18 protein-coding genes, 1 tRNA gene and 1 pseudogene are annotated in these 18685 nt (G+C 69.9%); 3 read left to right on the top strand and 17 right to left on the bottom strand.

Going from position 1 to position 18685, the window contains the following annotated elements:
- Positions 1-131: 131 nt before the first annotated feature.
- Complete coding sequence (locus AC1DS4_RS15695; RefSeq protein WP_477613844.1) at positions 132-671, bottom strand: ABC transporter substrate-binding protein; 540 nt, start codon at positions 669-671, stop codon at positions 132-134.
- A gap of 483 nt (positions 672-1154) precedes the next feature.
- On the opposite strand from AC1DS4_RS15695, the gene AC1DS4_RS15690 reads away from it, so the two are divergent.
- Entirely contained in the window at positions 1155-1634 is a 480-nt protein-coding gene (locus tag AC1DS4_RS15690; RefSeq protein ID WP_477624869.1) for an SRPBCC family protein, read from the top strand.
- A gap of 10 nt (positions 1635-1644) precedes the next feature.
- Here AC1DS4_RS15690 and AC1DS4_RS15685 read toward each other — a convergent pair whose 3' ends face one another.
- The 4 genes from AC1DS4_RS15685 to AC1DS4_RS15670 form a co-directional block, all read right to left on the bottom strand.
- Positions 1645-3840: a catalase gene (locus tag AC1DS4_RS15685; protein ID WP_477646069.1), complete on the bottom strand. Its 2196-nt coding sequence runs from the start codon at positions 3838-3840 to the stop codon at positions 1645-1647.
- A 62-nt stretch (positions 3841-3902) separates the two neighbouring features.
- On the bottom strand, positions 3903-4571 hold the full coding sequence (locus AC1DS4_RS15680) for an alpha/beta fold hydrolase (RefSeq protein ID WP_477633187.1): 669 nt from the start codon (positions 4569-4571) through the stop codon (positions 3903-3905).
- Positions 4572-4603: 32 nt separating this feature from the next.
- Positions 4604-5488, bottom strand: a complete 885-nt coding sequence (locus AC1DS4_RS15675) for a diacylglycerol/lipid kinase family protein (RefSeq protein WP_477613848.1) — start codon at positions 5486-5488, stop codon at positions 4604-4606.
- 28 nt (positions 5489-5516) lie between these two features.
- Positions 5517-5723 carry a hypothetical protein gene (locus tag AC1DS4_RS15670; protein ID WP_477613849.1) on the bottom strand — a complete coding sequence of 69 codons (207 nt, stop codon included), beginning with the start codon at positions 5721-5723 and terminating at the stop codon, positions 5517-5519.
- 249 nt (positions 5724-5972) lie between these two features.
- Between AC1DS4_RS15670 and AC1DS4_RS15665 the strand changes: the two genes are divergently transcribed.
- Positions 5973-6608 carry an ANTAR domain-containing protein gene (locus tag AC1DS4_RS15665; RefSeq protein WP_477624868.1) on the top strand — a complete coding sequence of 212 codons (636 nt, stop codon included), beginning with the start codon at positions 5973-5975 and terminating at the stop codon, positions 6606-6608.
- Between the two features lie 17 nt (positions 6609-6625).
- Here AC1DS4_RS15665 and AC1DS4_RS15660 read toward each other — a convergent pair whose 3' ends face one another.
- From AC1DS4_RS15660 to AC1DS4_RS15635, 6 genes and pseudogenes are all read right to left on the bottom strand, one after another.
- Positions 6626-7174, bottom strand: coding sequence for a hypothetical protein (locus tag AC1DS4_RS15660; RefSeq protein ID WP_477613851.1), 549 nt, complete (start codon positions 7172-7174; stop codon positions 6626-6628).
- Positions 7175-7245: 71 nt separating this feature from the next.
- Positions 7246-8477 (bottom strand): annotated as a pseudogene (locus AC1DS4_RS15655) (RNA polymerase sigma factor).
- Between the two features lie 84 nt (positions 8478-8561).
- A complete protein-coding gene (locus tag AC1DS4_RS15650; RefSeq protein WP_477613853.1) occupies positions 8562-8903 on the bottom strand; it encodes a DUF2200 domain-containing protein in 342 nt (113 codons plus the stop codon).
- Between the two features lie 53 nt (positions 8904-8956).
- Positions 8957-10129, bottom strand: a complete 1173-nt coding sequence (locus AC1DS4_RS15645; protein ID WP_477613854.1) for an alkaline phosphatase family protein — start codon at positions 10127-10129, stop codon at positions 8957-8959.
- Complete coding sequence (locus AC1DS4_RS15640; protein ID WP_477613855.1) at positions 10129-11391, bottom strand: alkaline phosphatase family protein; 1263 nt, start codon at positions 11389-11391, stop codon at positions 10129-10131. Before AC1DS4_RS15640 ends, AC1DS4_RS15645 begins: the two co-directional genes overlap by 1 nt.
- Positions 11392-11516: 125 nt before the next feature.
- Positions 11517-11590, bottom strand: a tRNA-Thr gene (locus AC1DS4_RS15635).
- 164 nt (positions 11591-11754) lie between these two features.
- Here AC1DS4_RS15635 and AC1DS4_RS15630 point away from each other — a divergent pair.
- A complete protein-coding gene (locus AC1DS4_RS15630; protein WP_477613856.1) occupies positions 11755-12552 on the top strand; it encodes an SIMPL domain-containing protein in 798 nt (265 codons plus the stop codon).
- A gap of 22 nt (positions 12553-12574) precedes the next feature.
- Here AC1DS4_RS15630 and AC1DS4_RS15625 read toward each other — a convergent pair whose 3' ends face one another.
- The 6 genes from AC1DS4_RS15625 to AC1DS4_RS15600 form a co-directional block, all read right to left on the bottom strand.
- Positions 12575-14116 (bottom strand): alpha/beta hydrolase, encoded by a 1542-nt coding sequence (locus AC1DS4_RS15625; RefSeq protein WP_477633186.1) that lies wholly within the window; start codon positions 14114-14116, stop codon positions 12575-12577.
- Positions 14117-14150: 34 nt separating this feature from the next.
- Positions 14151-15290 (bottom strand): DNA polymerase III subunit delta', encoded by a 1140-nt coding sequence (locus tag AC1DS4_RS15620; protein WP_477613858.1) that lies wholly within the window; start codon positions 15288-15290, stop codon positions 14151-14153.
- Entirely contained in the window at positions 15287-15904 is a 618-nt protein-coding gene (gene tmk / locus AC1DS4_RS15615) for a dTMP kinase (RefSeq protein WP_477633185.1), read from the bottom strand. The genes AC1DS4_RS15620 and tmk overlap by 4 nt, the downstream gene beginning before the upstream one ends.
- A 105-nt stretch (positions 15905-16009) precedes the next feature.
- On the bottom strand, positions 16010-16633 hold the full coding sequence (locus AC1DS4_RS15610; protein ID WP_477613860.1) for a response regulator: 624 nt from the start codon (positions 16631-16633) through the stop codon (positions 16010-16012).
- On the bottom strand, positions 16630-18048 hold the full coding sequence (locus AC1DS4_RS15605) for a sensor histidine kinase (RefSeq protein ID WP_477633184.1): 1419 nt from the start codon (positions 18046-18048) through the stop codon (positions 16630-16632). The genes AC1DS4_RS15610 and AC1DS4_RS15605 overlap by 4 nt, the downstream gene beginning before the upstream one ends.
- Entirely contained in the window at positions 18049-18609 is a 561-nt protein-coding gene (locus AC1DS4_RS15600; RefSeq protein ID WP_477633183.1) for a hypothetical protein, read from the bottom strand. It lies immediately after the preceding gene.
- Positions 18610-18685: the final 76 nt, after the last annotated feature.

The raw sequence follows: 18685 nt of genomic DNA, 5'->3' as shown, positions 1-18685 counted from the left end.
GAAGGCGATCACGGTCATCACGAGCTCCAATTGCGTCGGGCGCTGTCGCCGGGCTTTGGGGGGTGGCAGCGGCGCCCCTGCGGTGAGGGGCGGCGCAGGGACGCCACTGCCACGTCAGTCGCTCACGCGGCTCAGAGGCCGAGACCTGTCAGCAGACGGTTGAGCAGCGCTGCGATGCCACCGAGAGCGTTGCCCGGCCCGTCCAGCAGGCCGGCAACGGCGCACAGCAGGTTGCCCAGGAGGTTGCCCGCACCGGGGACCGCCGTGACGTCCAACGACACCGGGGCGAGGTCGATGACCAGACCCAGCAGGTCGAGGTGGAGCGGGCCGAGGTCAAGGGTCAGGATGCTGCAGCCCTGCGTCACCGCAACGTCCTGCAGCGGTGCCGTGAAGGTCGTCCCGCCCGCGGGCAGTCCGGTGCCGGTGATGGTCCCGGAGAGCTGGACGACACCATTGACGACCGAGGTCGTCAGGTTGCTCAGCTGACCCGTGAACGCCGTGCCGTTGGGCAAGGTGCCCGTCACGGGCAGGGTCGTGGCTGCGGCTTGTGCGGTGGGAGCCACGGCCTTCGCTGTGGGCGCCGCACTCGCAGAGGCGGCAGCCGGGACGAGTCCAACTGCCCCGGCCAAGAGAATGGCCGTGCCGGTTCCGACAAGTTTGGTCTTCAACATGACTTGCTCCTTCGGTGGAGCCCGGGTGGAGCTCCGTAGGGGCTTGTTCTTCCTTGGCTAGGCGTGGACCTGTAGGTCCATCTGGTTCCTGTCCACACAGATGAAGACTCCGGTCGGCAGCCACATGACGCGGGATCTGCGGTTCGCTGGGCGGCTGCGCGCCACCATCCCCGCGTGGGGAAGCCGGCCAGCCACTGACACTCGCGTCATGTCCGGCCCTCGAAGGCGTCAGTCGCCAGATACGGGCTCCGTGTCCACGTTCGCTGCTTGTCCCCCATCGGTATGACGCCACCAGCCATGGTTGCCCGAGGTCCCGCCACCGGGTGCAGGACGGGACAACAGGGACAATGCGACGTTTGCGCAGGTCAGACGCGGGTACACCCCTCGTGGGCACCGCCCCGTCTCCCACCCGTCTCGCAGCCGCCGACGGCGCTACCGTTGCCGTTGCAGCGTCCACCCGCCCGACTGGAGGAAGAGCTGACCATGGAACTCCCGACCACAGGCGTCATCACCGTCACCCGAGACATCGATGCTCCTGCGCAAGCCGTCTGGGACGTGCTCGCCGACGGCTGGTTCTACGCCACCTGGGTCGTCGGCGCGTCAAGAGTGAGGGGCGTCGACCCCGAATGGCCGGCCGAAGGCGCGCGCATCCACCACTCCTTCGGGGTGTGGCCCACGGTTCTGAGTGACACGACGCACGTCCTGAGTTCCAGCGAGCCCAGCGAGCTCGTCCTCAAGGCCCGCGGTTGGCCCGTGGGTGAGGCGAAGGTCGTACTCACGATCATCCCCGGCAGCGACGAGTCGTGCACTGTGGCCATGGCCGAGGACGCCGTGTCAGGGCCCGGCACCTTGCTGCCCCGCCCGTTGCGGCAGCTCGCCATCGGCCCGCGCAATGTCGAGGCCCTGCGCCGGCTGGCGTACATCGCCGAGGGCAAACGCCGCGAACGCGTCAGCGGGCAGTGAGCAGCGCCCGTCAGGGCTGGACATCGCGCTCCCAGTAACGCAGCGCGCCGCACTTCTTCACGAACGTGGTCGCAGTCGACTTGGTGACCTTCACACACCCGGCATCGAGCAGGTCGGCCACCCCGGCCGCCTCCAGGAGCGGGCGTGAGGCGGCGTTGTACCCGACGAACTTGTGGTGGGCGAAGGCGTCCGAGACGAAGTCCTTGGCGGTGCTGCGGACGGCCAACGCCGGGACGGCCTTGGCGCCCGGCAGCAGCACCACCGCGTCGTAGAGCACGGAGGGTCCACCGTCGATCATCTGGTCGGCCAGCAGCACCGAGCCGTCGCTGAGGGTCACCCCACCCACGACGGGGGCGATCGTCTCCAGGACGGCGCCAGCCTCGGCGAACGCGTCCGCCAGTGCCGTGAGCACCGCGGCATCGGTGCCGTCGGTGACGAGCACTCCCAGCTTGCGGCCGGCGAAGCTGCCCGGACCCCTCTTGAGGATGCTGAGCGCGTCCGAAGGCGGGAGGTCGGTCCGCGGCGGCATGGCCGCGATCGCAGGCTCGGGCAACGGCATACCAAGGCCGCCTGCCACGCCAGTCGCCAAGTCCTCGTGCACGTTGAGCAGGTGAGCCAGCATGCGCGTCCGCACCTGCGGGATCTCGCACTTGCTCAGCTCGAACGTGTAGGCCTTCACGATGTGGTCCTGCTCGACCGGCGTCTGGCTGATGAAGAACTGTCGGGCCTGGCTGTAGTGGTCGGAGAAGGTGGCCGAACGCACCCGCACCTTGGTGCCCTCGAGCGGCTCCTCATGGCTCTGGAAGCCCGCTGCCGCGTCCGCTCGAGGTCCGCGCTCGGCGGCGCCGAAACCGTTGGGCTCGTAGTTGACTCGGCCCGTCGGCACCTCGTACTGCATCTTGCCGTCGCGCTGGAAGTGTGCCACCGGGCACCGAGGTGCGTTGATCGGCAGCTGCGTGAAGTTGGGCGTGCCCAGGCGGGAGAGCTGGGTGTCGAGATAGGAGAAGTTGCGCCCTTGGAGCAGCGGGTCGTTGGAGAAGTCGATGCCCGGCGGGACGTTCCCCGTGTGGAAGGCGACCTGCTCGGTCTCGGCGAAGTCGTTGTCCACAACCCGGTCCAGCGTCAGCCGTCCGACGACCTGCAGCGGCACCAGCTCCTCCGGGATCAGCTTGGTCGCGTCCAGCACGTCAAAGTCGAACTCCTCGGCGAACGACTCGTCGAACACCTGCACGGCAAGGTCCCACTGCGGCAGGTCCCCGCTGGTGATCGCGTTCCAGAGGTCACGCCGGTGGAAGTCAGGGTCGGCACCGTTGATCTTGACCGCTTCGTTCCACACGACCGACTGCAGGCCCTGGAGCGGTCGCCAGTGGAACTTCACGAAGGTCGACACCCCGTCGGCGTTCACGAAGCGGAACGTGTGGACCCCGAACCCCTCCATGAAGCGGAACGACCGCGGGATCGCCCGGTCCGACATCTGCCACACGGTCATGTGGATCGCCTCGGGCGTGAAGGACACGAAGTCCCAGAAGCTGTCGTGAGCCGACTGCGCCTGGGGGAACGCCCGGTCAGGGGACTCCTTGACCGCATGCACGAGGTCGGGGAACTTGATGGCGTCCTGGATGAAGAACACCGGGATGTTGTTGCCGACGATGTCCCAGTTGCCCTCGGTCGTGTAGAGCTTCACCGCGAACCCACGTACGTCGCGCGCAAGGTCGAAGGATCCCTTGGCGCCGGCCACTGTCGAGAAGCGAACAAACGCCTCGGTCTTCCTGCCGACGGTCGAGAAGATGGCTGCCCTGGTGAGCTCTGACAGGTCGGCGGTGGTCTCGAAGGTGCCGTGAGCGCCGTAGCCGCGGGCGTGCACGACGCGCTCGGGGATGCGCTCGTGATCGAAGTGGAAGATCTTCTCCCGCATGGCGAAGTCTTCCAACAGGGTCGGTCCGCGTTGGCCGGCACGCAGGCTGTTCTGGTCGTCGGACAKCGGAGCGCCTTGGGCCGTGGTGAGTACCTGACCGCCCTGGACCGGCTGGTGCACCTCTCCCCCGGAACCGAGGATCGCGGCGGGCTGCGTGGCAGGCTGCCCCGCCGCAGAAGCCTTCGCCTTCCCCGCGCCGGCCCGGGTCGAACCAAGCTTCGTCGTGTTCTTCTTCGACATGACTCCCTCTCGCGATGCGGCGAACCAGCTCGCGACGGAGAGCTCGGCCACGACTGTCTGTTCAGCACCTACCCCCCCAGGGCCGCGGGCAAACACGGCTCGGCGGGCGACGCCTACGGAAGCCGGGCGGACGGCCGCTCGGCGGCCAGGCGCACTCGGTCGACGGCAGCCACGACGGCGGCGGGATGGGTCAGGGGAACCATGTGAGCGGCGCCGTGAATTGTGCTCAGACGTCCGTTGGACGCGCGCCGCAGAACCGATGACCACTCGTGCGAGGCGATTCGGTCCTTGTCCCCGCGCACGACCTCCACCGGCAGATCCAGCCCGCTCAGTGCATGGTCCGTGCGAAAGCGTCGCAGCGAATCCATCCCCCGGAGCATGCTGAGGATCCCGGTATGCCGGTACTGCGGGGCGAGCACACGGGCTTCACCTGGGCGTTCGTGAATGGCGGTGCGGCCCCATTGGGCCAGCATCCTCGGCCAGGTGTGGGCCGCGGGATCGGTCACCGCGCCTACGAGGACGAGTCCCACGACGTCGTCAGTGTGGCGGGCCGCTTCGACCACGACGGGGCAGCTGGCCGAGTGACCTACCAGTATGGTCGACGCACCTCTCGGCAGTCTGTGCAGAAGGCGCTCGGCCTGAAGCTCGACTGAAACCCCGGTGCCGCGCGGCACGGGTTGCCCCATGGAGGGCAGCAGGACGACGGTGCTCTGCCCGCGCAGCTCGTGGCGGACCCGCTGCCAGGATCTGCGGTCCAGACCCAGTCCGGGGACGAAGACCACGATGGGGCTCGACCCTTGGGTCGTGGCCTCGCTCACAGGACGGTCTGCAGGACCTTGGTCAGGATGTCCACCTGCACCGTCGCTCCCGCCGGCAGGTCGACGACCTCGCCGTCGATCTGCAGCGGTAGCGGGGTCACCGTCGTGAACGAGTAGCTGCGAACGCTGGGCTGCTTGCCCAGGCCGATGGTGCTCGCCTTGATGGCCATCGCGAGGATCCGCAGCTTCGACGTGTGCCGGAGGGTGATGACCTCGAACAGTCCGTCGTCGGGCTTGCCCTCGTCTTCGGCCAGCGTGGCAACCTTCGCCATCTGCGCGATGTTGGCGAAGACGAGGCTGTCGAACTGTTGGCGGGTGCCGTCCTCGATCTCGATCTCGAACGGGCGGAACTTCGCGAACGTCCGCACGACGGTGACCATCTCGCGCAACGAACCCTTGCCTCCCTTTTCGAGGTCGACCGCAACCACGGGTGTCAGGCCCAGGCCGATGTACGAGTGCGCGTAGCGCACCACCTCGTCGGCCGCGCCCCCCGCCGTGAAGCGGAGGAGGTCGATCCGGCTCACGGAGCCATCGGCGATGGCCTCGGCGATCGGACGCTCCTTGGTCGTGCGGCGGTGGTCGTTGGCGTTTCCTGCTGCCAGCACCGCCGCGAAGGCACGGTCGTTGTCGGCTTGCATGACGCCGTTGACGACCTCGTTGTAGCCGCCGTCACCGCTGACGGACACGACCAGTGGCGCCCCCACCTCTGCGGCCTCCCGCGACAGCTCGACGGCGTGGCCCGCGTGCTGGGTGGGAAGCAGCTCGACGGCAAGCGTCGGCACGCGCTCGGCGAGGTCCTCACGCAGTTCCTCGGCCAGCTCCTTGGCCTCTCCGGTGCTGTGTGGGTTGAAGATCAGGACGACGCGGTCGAAGGAGGGCACGTGGTCAGAGTAGGGGTGTCGACGACCTTCACGACGCCATGTGGGCTGGTGGCGTACCGCCAGCGTCCTCGTCGGCCCGCCGAACGGGAGGGGTCAGACCGAGGACAGCATCGATCTGGGTGTCCGTGAGCCGCCCGGGAAACTCACAGACGGCCGCCATCAGGTCAGCCAAGAGCTCGATCTCCGAGCGCAGCACTGCGTCCGTCATCTCCGAGTCGTCGGGGCGGTCGACCATCTCCCGACACTAGGGCGACCCGACGCCGGGGTCGTACGTCATTCACATGCGTGCGGAGTACGCCTTTCGAGCGTCATCACATCGAGCTATGGCTGCCCTAGACACCCCGCGAAGGTGTCGCTCGAGACTTCCGCCGAGATGGGCTTGACGCGCGAGCGGCCATTCGTATTATTTGGCCGAAGGTCAAGAAGTGGCCTCTCTGAACTCGTGGTTGCTGTCCCACGGCGGTCTCTGGCGATGGAGGGTCTGATGTCATTTCTCGCGTCCCTGACGGACGAACCTGCACTGTTCTTCGAGTACGACGCCACCGCAGACCGGTGGACCTGCTCAACCGATCTCCGGGAGCTGTACGGCATCCCGCTCGGGCAGGACCCGACAACGGACCTGATGCTCGAACGCGTCGTCGAGCAGGACCGAACCGTTGTCCTGGAACGGTTCCATGAGGTGCTGACCCGCGCGCGCCCGTTCTCCCTGGAGTACCGGCTCGTCGACCCGGCCGGCCGCACCCGACGCCTGGTCCTGGTGGGCCAGAGCGAGGATGCCGGCGGGGAGGTCAAACGACTGTCGGGGTTCATCGTCGACATCACCCAGTCCCTCCGTGAGGGAGCCGCGGAAGCAGTGCTGGCCTCGACCGAGCACCGCGCCGCGATCGAGCAGGCCAAGGGTGCCCTCATGCTCAGCTTCGGCATCGGGGAGGACGCGGCCTTCGAGATGCTGCGCACCTACTCCAACCAGCACAACACCAAGCTGGTGCGCGTGGCGGAGTACATCATCGCCGGGCTGGCCGATCCCGCCTTCGCCCGCGAGGAGCCGGTCCGCTGCCTGCTCGACATCCTGCTCAGCCTCGAGAGCGGCGCAGCCGAGGACGCCCAGGACTCGGCCTGACGGGCCCGGGCCGGCCGTCAGCCTCCCCCGCCGCCATCGCCCCCTCCTCCGGCTCCGCCTCCGCCGAAGCCCATGCCGGCACCATTGTCGGCGTTCAGGTGGTTCTGCCTCGCGAGGTTCCAGCGGCCGCTGTCGGGATTGAAGCCGGCCTCGGCCCAAGCCCCCTCCTCCTCGGGCTCCGGGTCGGCGCCGTCCCAGGCGGCATACCTCCCGAACAGCCCGAAGCAGGCCTCGGTGTGGATCACGGCCTGTGAGAGAGCCAGCAAGGTTGCCGGCTCGCAGGACGACAGGAAGGCGTTCGGCGAGCGCCGCTCCCCGAGCACGATGAGGTGCGCGATCTGGGCGGCGTCGCCCGGTTGGAGCCGCTGACCCGCGACCAGCCCACGCTGGACGGCCGTCAGGATGACCCGGCGGTTGTCCTCGCCGAGCCGGGAAAGCGCTTCGGTGTGCGCCACCTCCACCGCGTCAGGCGAGGCTTCCCGCAAGAGGAAGCGGTACTGGCGGACCACGGGGTCCTCGTCGTTGGCGTCTCGCGGTTCCTGCTGCCTGCGGCCGATTCGGACCATGGTCGATGGTAGGACGCGCGGAACCAAGCCACCACTGGGAAAGCACGCCCACGGCATACGCGCCAGTGCCACTAGGCGAGCTGGTCGCGGCGGCGGGTGAGGTAGGCGGTCTCGGCCGTGTTGCCGGCCAGCTCGAGCGCGGCGTCGTAGGCGGCGCGGGACTCTTGGCTGCGGCCCAGCCGACGCAGCAGGTCGGCCCGCGTCGCGTGGTAGGCGTGGTAGCCCGACAACGCTCCCTCCAGGCGGTCGACGAGGGCCAACGCCACGTCCGGCCCGTCGAGCTCGGCTACCGCGATGGCGCGGTTGAGGGCGACGACCGGTGAGGGGTCGAGGCGGACGAGCTGGTCGTAGAGTGCGACGACCTGGGACCAGTCGGTGTCGCGTGCGTCGCGGGCGGAGGTGTGCACGGCGTTGACCGCTGCGAGGAGCTGGTACCGCCCCGGAGCCACGCCCTCGGCCAGCCGCTCGCGCACCAGCCGATGACCCTCCGCGACCAGCGCCGCGTCCCAGCGCCCACGGTCCTGCTCGTCGAGGGTGACCAGCTCGCCGGTCGGGGACACGCGGGCGGTGCGGCGGGCCTCGATGAGGAGCATCAGCGCCAGCAGCCCGGCCACCTCACCGTCCTGCGGCAGCAGCCCCCGGATCAGGCGGGTGAGCCGGATCGCCTCGGCGGTCAGGTCGTGACGGAGGGGATCGGTGTCAGGACCGGTCGCCAGGTAGCCCTCGTTGAAGACGAGGAACAGGACGGCCAGGACGCCTGAGACCCGGGCCGGCAGGTCGTCCGCGGACGGCACCCGGTACGGATGTGGGCCGCCTTGATCTTGGCCTTGGCGCGGGTGATCCGCTGCCCCATGGTGGTCTCCTGCACCAGGAAGGCCCGCGCGATCTCGGGCACGGTCAGGCCGCCGACCATCCGCAGGGTCAGCGCGACGCGCGACTCCATCGCGAGCGCCGGGTGGCAGCACGTGAAGAGCAGTCGCAGCCGATCGTCGTCGATGGCTCCGAGAGGCTCCGGTGGGTCGTCGTCGTACACCAGCTGGGCCTCCTTCTGCTTGCCGTCCCGCTTGTTCTCGCGCCGGATCCGGTCGATGGCCTTGTGGTTCGCGGTGGTGGTCAGCCACGCGCCCGGATTGGGAGGTATGCCGTGTGCCGGCCACCGCTCGACCGCCGTGGCGAACGCCTCGGCCGCCGCCTCCTCGGCGATGTCGAGGTCGCCGAAGCGCCTCGTGAGCGAGGCGACGACCCGCGCCCACTCCTCGTGGTGGGCCCGGGTGATCGCCGGCGCTACGTCATCCACGCTCACCGGAACGGCACCTCCTCACCCCTACTACGAACGCGTGCGCCCCGATCCGACACTGCTCAGGGACGATTTCCCTGAGGGCACCCTTCAGCTCCGCAGGATCTTGTCCATCGCCTTGCCCTTGGCGAGCTCGTCCACGAGCTTGTCGAGGTAGCGGATCTTCTGCATCAACGGATCGTCGATCTGTTCGACGCGCACCCCACACACCACGCCCGTGATCGACGAGGCCCGCGGGTTCAGCCGTGCCTGGGCGAAGAACTCCTCGAACGTCGTCCCGTCGGCCAGCCGTCCCTTGAGCTCCGACTCGTCGAAGCCGGTCAGCCACTCGATCACCTGATCCAGCTCGGCGTTGGTCCGGCCCTTCTTCTCCACCTTGGTCACGTAGTGCGGGTACACCGAGGAGACACTGACGGAGAAGATCCGGCTCATCCCGTGAGCGTACTTGCTTGCCCCCAAACGCGTTCGGCGATGAAGGCGAACGGTCAGCGGTTGTAGACGTCGAGCCCGAACCGGTTGAGGCCGCTCTGTGCCGCATAGCCGAGGCGGGCCTGGCCGAACAGGTCCTCGATGCTCGCGAGCATCGAGTAGTGGTTGTACGGCGTGCTGCTGAGGCTGCCGGGGCGCACGAACGGTGACAGGGCGAGGGCGCCAACGCGACCGCCGCCCATCCCGGTGATGCCGGGCAGCGGGCTGTTCGGCCCGGGCCCCTCGCCACAGCACGCGGTGGCATCGCTCTGGGGACCGTCGGACTCGTCGAACGTGATAAGCAGGAGGCCATCCGTCTTGAACGCGGGGGCGTTGAGGATGCTCGGCACGGTCGCCTTTAGCCACGCGTCGGCTGAGGCCAAGCCGCCGGGCTGCCCGTCGACGCAGGGCGTGTCGTGCCCGTCGTGACACAGGTTGGGCGTGATGTAGGTCAGGTTCGGCGTGGTCGCCGTCGCGGCAAGGTCGGAGTCGAGCGCTCCGGCGTCGACGACGTGGGCGGCGCAGTAGGCCGGGTCGTCGATGACGGAGTGGAAGTACACGAACGGGTTGTGGCGCGCCGCGTACTGGTCGCCGACCTCCGCCTTCTGGGTGTCGTCGGGGGCGCCCACCGCGGGGTGTCGGCAAGGAGTGCCCATGTCCTCCATGTACCCGCGCCAGGTCAGACCGGCGGCGTCGAGCTGGCCCTGCAGGGTGGGCACGGTCCTGGGGTAGACGCACCCGTCCCCGATGTACTGACCGGGTGCCGCTGTGCCCGCGCCGGCGAAGTCGCTGAACACCTGGCAGTCGCCCTGCGTCTGCGGATTGGGCCCCTGCCCGCTGACCTGCGCGATGTAGTTCGGCAGGCTGTTGTGCGCGGTGCCGTAGTACTGGGTGAGCAGGTTCCCCTGCGCCCGCAACGTCTGCGACAGATAAGGCGCCGCCGACCCGGGACCCCAGGTCTCGTCATACCCCTTGTTCTCGAGGTTGATGACGAAGACGTGCTTGACCGCAGGCAGGTATGCCGCGGGCCTGGGTGCGCGCGCGGGCGCGGCTGACGCGCCCAGCGAGATCGCTGTCGTGGCAACGATGCCGACGAGTACGGCAGTCACGGCGGCGGCGAGGCGGGTGCCAGCAGCTCGGGGACGAATAGCCCGCGACGGGCGGTGGCCGAAGGTGCGGGGGCGGGTCATCACAGGCTCCATCCATGGGTGTTGGCAAGGTCCTTGAGCGCGTGCCAGTCCTCGTAGTCGGCCGTTCCTGCCGGCGGGCACGGCGTGCCGACGAACGGGGGGACGGCGTATCGCGGGACGTCGGTGTTCGGGGCGTTGGTGAAGTCGAGCACCTCGGCGAGGTTGCGGGCAGCAGCGTCACGCGGGGTCAGTGCAGGCAGTCCCCATCGCCACTCGATCATCTTCAGGACAGAGGTGTGGTCGTAGACGTCCTTGGCGACGTGGCCGCGGCGGGCACGTGGGGAGACGACCAGGCACGGCACCCGGAAGCCGCGCATGCCCCATTCGGGGTGCGCGTCGGGTGCGCTGGTGGGGGCGACATGGTCGTAGAAGCCGCCCCACTCGTCGTAGTTGACGACCAACACGGTCTTGTCCCAGCCGGGGCCGGAGGTGACCGCGTCGTAGACCTGGTCGAGGAAGTGCTGGCCCGCGCGGATGTCGGCGTGGGGGTGGTCGTCGGCGCTGGAACCCGTGCCCTCGTCGAGGAACTTCGGGTCGACGAAACTCACGGCCGGCAGGGTCCCGGCTGCCGCATCGGCCAGGAACTGCGGATAGGGCTTGGAGATGTCGAGGTACTTGCTGCCCCAGAGGGCGGTGAACGGGGTGTCGTAGAAGTAGTACGTGCCCTTCACTCCGGCCTCGGCGAGTCGGTCCCAGATGGTCGGCATCGTCGCGACGTCGGTCGAGTTGTGGATGCGATCGGTCTGGGCGGCGTGCTGGTAGAACCGGTTCGGGTAGGTCTCGGCGAGGATGGCGGAGAAGTAGTTGTCACACACGGTCCAGTCGCGTGCTGCCTGGCCGTAGAACGCGAGGTCGGCGTCGGTGTAGTAGCCGATGGCGAACGTGTCGTTGTCGCCCGCCTTGAGCCAGCCGTCGCAGCGGCCGTTGTTGTACTCGACGCGACCACCTTCGAAGGAGTGGTCGGGGTCGGGGTGCGCGCACCCCTGGTAGTCGGTCAGGTGGTGGGTGTTGTGCGGCACGCCGTAGCGGTCGGTGAAGGTCAGTCCGGCCTGCTTGCCACGCGCCCCCGGCAGCCACCCGAGGTAGTGGTCGAACGACCGGTTCTCCATCATGACGACGACCACGTGCTCGATGCCGCTGCGGTTCGGGTCGGGCAGGACCGTGGCGGCCGCAGCCGCGGATGCGTTGTCGGGCAGGCCGAGTGCGGCCCCGCCCAACGCGGCGCCCGCGCCCGCGAGGAGGTGTCTGCGTGTGATGCTCATGCCCCGACAACGCCATGCGGCGGAGGTGGTCACGGGCATGGTGGCCCTGTTCACCGGACGTTCACCGAACAGAAAAGACCCCCGGGACCGGAGTCACGGGGGCCTTCTTCTGGGTGGTGCCGCTGAGCCTCCTATCGGAATCGAACCGATGACCTATTCATTACGAGTGAATCGCTCTGGCCGACTGAGCTAAGGAGGCGGGTGCCCGAAGGCACGGACGATGAGTATACGGATGACCCAGCAGATTTCCGAACCGGCCGAACGACCGCCCGACAGCGCCTCCTGGGGTGATCGCCGACCGGCCTGCCGAACCCACCCGAGCCGCGCGCGGAACCCGGCCACGCGGCATACCGTCCCATCGCCATGAGCACCCAGCCGATGTCCCGTGGAGCGGTCGCCGTCGCGGCCGCGGTGTTGCTGGGAGGCGCCTTCTGGGTCGGCTCCCACTCCGGTCGCGAAGCCTCCGCCGCGACCCTCGTCACCTACCCCAGCCCGACCAGCCCCGGCACCACCGGCACCGCTGTCGGCAGTCCCGGCATCACCGTCACCGGCACGGCCCAGGTCGCCGGCAAGCCGGACACCCTGCGCCTCGACCTCAGTGTCCAGACCCGTGGGGCCACCGTCGGCAAGGCGCTTGACGCCGCCAACTCCCTCACCGCCCGCGTCCAGTCCTCGCTCACCCGCAACGGCGTTGCCGGCAAGGATATCCAGACGTCCAACCTGCAGGTCCAGCCCGAGTACTCCTACCCCGTGAACGGCACCCCGGTCATCAAGGGCTACGTCGTCAGCGAAGGCGTCACCGCCACCCTCCGGAACCTCGGCAAGGCCGGCAACGCCATCACCGCAGCGGTCACCGCCGGGGGAAATGCGGTGCAGGTCAACGGAATCAGCCTCGACCTCGAGGACAACGGCAAGCTCCTCACCGCCGCCCGCGACCAGGCGGTCGCGAACGCGAAGACCAAGGCCGAGCAGTACGCCAAGGCCTCCGGCCGCGGCCTCGGCGCCGTCGTGAGCATCACCGAGACCGTGGCAGACCCTCCCCCGGTCAACTACGACATGCGCTCCGCCGCGGTCGCCAAGGACTCGTCGTCGCCGGTCCCGATCCAGGTCGGCAGTGAGAAGGTCGGCGTGACCGTCACCGTGGTCTACGCCTTCCGCTGACAGTTGCCGTCGGTATGCCGGGTCAGCACCTGGTGTTGTCGGCCGGGACCTTGCCCTTCGTGTAGTAGTTGTTGACCGCGTTGTCGATGCACTTGTTGGACCGCGTGTAGGCGGTGTGCCCGTCACCGTCGAACGTCAGCAGCCGCGCGTTCGCGAGCTGGTCGCGCTCGCGCACAGCCCATTCGTACGGCGTCGCCGGGTCACGGGTCGTGCCGATCACGACGATGGGTCCGCTGCCCTCGGCGCTGATCTTGTGGGGCACCTGGCCCGTCTTGACCGGCCACTGGGTGCAGATCGCCGCGCCCCAGGCGAGGGCCGGGCCGAAGACGGGGGCCTTGACTCTCGCCTTCGCGACGATGCCCTCGTAGTACGCGGGGTCGGGGCTGCCGGGGTTGTCGAGGCAGCTGATGGAGTAGAAGGCCTCGAGCAGGTTCTCGACGTACCTGCCCTTGGCGGTGCGTCGCGCGTACTGGTCGGAGATCAGCATCAGCTTGGTGCCGTCGTCCTTGGCGACGACCTGGCGCAGCGCCTCGGTGAGCGCCTTCCACGACCGTGGGTCGTACATCGCCTGGGCGACGCCGAGGGTGGCCCACCCCTCGGTGAGCTGGGACTCACGTCCGTCCCGCATGGGGACCGGTGACGCGTCGAGCCGGGCGAGCAGGTCCCCCATACCTGTCATGACCGCGGACTCGCTGTCGCCCAGGGGGCAGGTGCCCTTGGCGACGCAGTACCTCGCCCAGGCGTGCGCCGCGCGCTCGAAGCCCTCCGCCTGACCGACGGCCGACTCCTCCCAGGTCAGGTCGGGAGGGAGGACACCATCCAGGACGAACCGGCCCACCAGCGACGGGAACAGCCCGGCGTACACAGCGCCCAGCTGCGTGCCGTAGGACTTGCCGAGGTAGTTGAGCTTCACGTCACCGAGGGCCGACCTCAGGATGTCCATGTCCTTGGCGGTGTCCACCGTGGAGATGTGACCGAGCGGCGGCCCGGTCCGGGCGAGGCAGCTGTCGCCGAGGTCCTTCATCGACGCGAGGTAGGTCTGCACCTCGGCGGGGTCGTCGGGTGTGGGGTCCTGTGCCAGGAAGTCGTCCATCTCCGCATCGCCCAGGCAGTCCACCGGGCTGGACCGCTGGACCCCGCGAGGGTCGAAGCCCACGATGTCGAACCGCTGGCGCACCGGCTTGCCCACGATGGTGTCCGCGGCGGCGGCGTAGTCGATACCGGACCCCCCGGGCCCGCCCGGGTTGACCACCAGGGACCCCAGCCGTTGCCCCTTCTTGGTGGCGCGCATCCGCAGCACCCGGATGGTGATCGTCTCGCCGTCCGGCTGGGCGTAGTCCAGGGGAACGGTCAGCCCGGCGCACTGCCCGGGACCGCACTTCTTCCAGGCCAGTGTCTGCCCGTAGAACTTCGCGAGCGCCTCCGACCCGGGCGGGGCGGTGCGCGCGGCCTTCGGCACTGGTGTGGACGCCTCGCTGGAACCGCCGCCCAGCACCGAGCAGCCGGACAGGCCGACGGCCAGCGCGGCAGCAGCAGCCACCAGGACCTGCGCCTTCACCTTCATGCAGTCGACCGTATCCCGAGCAGCTGGGGCCGACTCACCGCGGCACCCGGAGCGAGATGGCCATGGCCTCCAGCGCCAGCAGCGGGGCAACGTTGAGGCCGATCCGCTCGCGGGCCGTGCCGATGGCGTCCATCGCCTGGAGCAGCTGCTCGGCGCTCATCGAGCGGGCCACCCCCTGGACGATGGGCAGGCTGTCCTGGTTGACCAGCCCGAGGGCTGCTCCGCTGTGCAGGATGAGGGCGTCGCGATAGACCGACAACAGGTCGACGAGCGACCGGTCGAGGACGTCGCGCGAGTGCCGGGTGGCCCGCGCCTTCTGCTCCTTCTCGAGGCCGGAGAGCTGGCTGCGGATGTGGGGTGGCTGCGTGCGGGCCGACGGGTCGGCTCCCAGCACCTCCATGAGCCGCTGCCGCTCCGCCGAGTCGCGCTCCGCCGCAGCCGCGCTGGACTCCTCGTCGGCGATCGAGGCGAGGTCGGCGGCAGCACCGATCGCGTCTCCGACACCGTGGATCCGCCCCGCCAGGCTGATCACGTCGCGGCGCCTGATCCGCGCGCCCTCGTCGCGGGCCAGCCGCCGAGCGAGCCCCACGTGGCTCTGTGCCGCCCGCGCGGCATACATCGCCATCGGCATCTCGACGCCGTCGCGACGGTGCAGCAGCTCGGCGACCGCCTCGGCAGGCGGGGTGCGCAACCGGACGTGCCGCGACCGCGAGCGGATGGTGATGACGACGTCCTCCAGCGAGGGAGCGCACAGGATCCACACCGTGCGGGCCACCGGCTCCTCGATCGCCTTGAGCAGGGCGTCGGCGGCGCGCTCGGTCAGACGGTCGGCGTCCTCGACGATGATGACCCGCCACGGGCCGACCGACGGCCGCAGCGCCGACATCGCAGCGAGCTCGCGAGCCTGCTCCACCTTGATCGAAAGTCCTTCAGTGGCAATGACATCCACGTCGGCATGGGTGCCGTCGACAGCTGTGCGGCACTCGCGGCACTCGCCGCAGCCGTGCTGGGGGCACTCGAGCGCGGCGGCGAACGCCCGGGCCGCCACCGATCGCCCGGACCCGGGTGGCCCGGTGAGCAGCCAGGCGTGCGTCATGGCGCTGGGGTCGGTGACCGCCCGCTGCAGGGTCGCGACCGCCGTGGCCTGCCCGATGACGTCGCGCCACACGGTCACGGCAGTGCTCCCATCGTCTGGAGCCGCTGCACGACCTGGGCATGGATCGCGTCGGGGGCCAGCGTCCCGTCGACGACGAGGTAGCGCTCGGGGTTGCCCTGGGCCATGGCCAGGTAGTGCGCGCGGATCGCCTGGTGAAAGGCGTCCGCCTCGGCCTCGAGCCGGTCGTGGACGTCGCCACGGCGACGGCGACCCTCCTCGGCCGACACGTCGACGACGACGGTCAGGTCGGGCACCAGGTGGTCGACCGCCCACATGTTGAGGTCGTGGATCTCCTCCGCCCCGAGGTCTCGCCCCGCGCCCTGGTAGGCCACGGCCGAGTCGGTGTAGCGGTCGGTCAGCACCACCTCGCCACGGTCGAGTGCCGGCCGGATGAGCTGGTCGACGTGGTGGGCCTTGTCCGCCGCGAACAGGAGCGCCTCGGCCCGTGGCGCCACATGGGCGCCGTGCAGCACCAGGTCGCGGATCTCCCGGCCCAGGTCGGTGCCACCGGGCTGGCGGGTGACCGTCACCGTGCGCCCGGCGGTCTCGAGGGCCTCGCGGAGCAGGGCCACCTGGGTGGACTTGCCCGCGCCGTCGCCGCCCTCGAAGGCGATGAAGAGTCCGTCGGTCACGGGCCGAGCCTAGGCCAGCGGGGGGACACACCCCGCCCGCGGAGGTATGCCGCGCGGCCGGGTGACCACGCGGCATACCTCGTGCTCGGGATGGGTGGCCCCCCGTCAGCCCTCGTCGTCGAGGTGCTCGCGCGCCCAGAGGGCGGCGCTCGTGCGATCGAGCACGCCGATCTGGCGGAACACGCGTCCCAGGTGGGCCTTCACCGTGCGCTCGGTGATGCCCAGGGCTCGCGCGACCTGCTTGTTCGCGAGGCCGTCGGCGACCAGGCGGAGCACCTGCTGTTCGCGACGGCTCAGCCCGTCCGCCGGACGCGCCCCCGGCGCCGGTAGCAGGACCTTGGCAACCCGGGGGTCCAGGGGGGCGTGACCGGCCGCGGCGGCACGGACCGCCGCGAGGAGATCGGCTGGTTCGCAGTCCTTCAGCTGGTAGCCCACCGCCCCCGCGTCGAGCGCCTCACTCACCCGTCGCCGGTCGGAGAACGACGTCAGGACGACGACCTTCGCGTCGGGGACCGCCGCCAACACCTCCCGGGTCGCGGCAACACCGTCCATGACGGGCATCGACAGATCCATGAGCACGACGTCCGGGAGCGTCTCGACGGCGACTTCCCTGGCCGCGCGACCGTCGGCAGCCTGGCCCACCACCGTGAGGTCGTCACTGGCCTCGAGGAGAGCCGCGAGCCCAGTGCGCACCATCGCGTGGTCGTCGACCACCACGACCCGGATCACGGGGTCTGCTCCGGTTGCACCACGAGCCGCCAGTGCGTCCCGGCACCGGGGCGCGAAGCCACCTGGAGCACCGCACCGGCGTCGCTCGCGAGGTCGGCCAGCACGCGCAGCCCGAAGTGCCCCTGGTCAGGGGCCTCGAGCCTGGACGTCTCGAAGCCGGGCCCGTCGTCGAGCACATCGAGCACGACCGAGCCGTCCTCACGGCCGAGCCGGATCGTCGCGGTGCCCGGGGCTGCGTGCTTGGCGCTGTTGCGCAGGCACTCCTGGGCAACCCGGTGGACGAGTCGTTCCTGGTCCTGGGTCAGCCCGAGGTCGTCGGCCACTTCGACATCGACGTGCACCGTCAGGCCACGGGAGGCGCCGGACTGGGCCAAGTCGACCAGTGCCGTGGCCAGCCCGGCGCTGGCGAGGCTCGGCGGGTAGATGTCGACCAGCAGCGTCCGGAGCGTCCGGATGTTGCCACGCACCGAGGCGGCCAGCCCTCGGAGGTCGTCGGCCATCTGCGGCTGCCCGGACGACTCGGCCTTGGCAGCCGAACCCGCGGCGACGAACGCCGATCCCACGAGGTCCTGGACCGGGCCGTCGTGCAGGGTGCCGGCGATCCGGCGACGTTCGGCGTCGGACGCCTCCAGGGTGCGTTCGAGCAACCGCTCGCGGTGGCGCTGCGCCTCACTGAGGCGACGGAGCAGCCGCCAGAGGATCGGAGCCGTCAGGACCACGAGCAGCAGCAGGCTGCTGACGGTCACCCCGGCGAACCCGCGCCAGAGCTGGCTGCTGCGCTGCCTGACGGAGTCATACGGCGAGTAGGTCTCGAAGAGGAGCTCACGCCCACTGGGGGTCCACACGGGTCGGTAGACCTCCAGCGCGCGCCCACCGGTCTCGAACTCGTTCTCGGTCGAGTCCAGCTCCGACACCTCGGCCTTGGTCTGCGGCTGCGAGAGGGCCACCCGTTGGTCCTCGCTGAGCGCGAAGGTGCGACCCACCAGCTGGGGCTCGTCCGCATAGAGGACCTTGCCCTCGGGAGACCAGAGCTTCACCCGCATGATGCGAGGACCCAGCACCCGCTCACGGATGGCGGCGTCCATGGCGGCCACGGCGGCGGGGTCGCCGTCCGCCAGTGCGTCGGTCAGCGAGGGGGTGATGACGGCCTCGGCGAGGACGTCGGCGATGGTGGCGGCGTCGGTGACCGCCTCGCGCTCGGCGAGTCGCTGGGCGGCCCACGACCCCAGGAGCCCGACGACCAACAGCACCACCGCGAGGCCGCCCACGACCTGGGTGAGGACCCTGCGCGGGCTGACCGGCGACTGCGCGGCCGCGGTGTCGCGGCGGCGGGAGACCGTCACCCAGGGAGCAGCATCGGTCGCCTCGACGCGCAGGGGCTGCGTCGGGGCGACCGAAGAGGTGCGTTGGTCCACTCAGTCGTCGCTTCCGTGGCCGCCGTGGTCGTCGGACCCACCGTCGTCGGAACCGGAGCGGCCGGAGCCGGACTCTCCCGAACCGCCGGAACCGCTGGAGCCGGAGCCGGAACCGCTGCTGCCGGAGGAACCGGAGCCGGAGGAACCGGAACCGCTGGAGGTGGACACCGGACCAGAGTTGTCGACCGAGCTCGAGCCCGAACCCGACCCACCCGAACCGGAGTCGCGGTCGTCGCCTGGCTCGGTGCGCTGGTCGCGCGGGATGTCGCCACCGCGGTCGTCGCCGGCCTCGGTCGTCCGCGTCCCGCTCGAGGTGGCGGTCCCGGTAGAGGTGGCCGAGCGGTCGTCGCGGTCGTCGCCAGGCTCGGTGCGCTGGTCGCGCGGGGTGTCGCCACCGTGGTCGTCAGCCGTGGTGGCACCGGTCGTCGGCGTGACCACCTGTGCGCTCGCGGGGACGCGCACCGGCACGGCCTGCGAGAACGACGCGTTCCCCCAGAGCCCGACCGCGGCAGGGACGAGGGCGGCCAGCAGGGCGGCCAGGGTGATGGTCGTGCGCTTCATGGCGGATCCTTCCGTACTGGATTGTGACGGATCCACAGTGCGGCCGCGTCGTGGTCGCGCGGTATTGGGCGATGGT

The sequence above is a fragment of the Pedococcus sp. P3_C7 genome (assembly GCF_056402615.1).
Note: the sequence above shows the minus strand (reverse complement) of the source record. Positions and strands in the feature narration are given on the sequence as shown.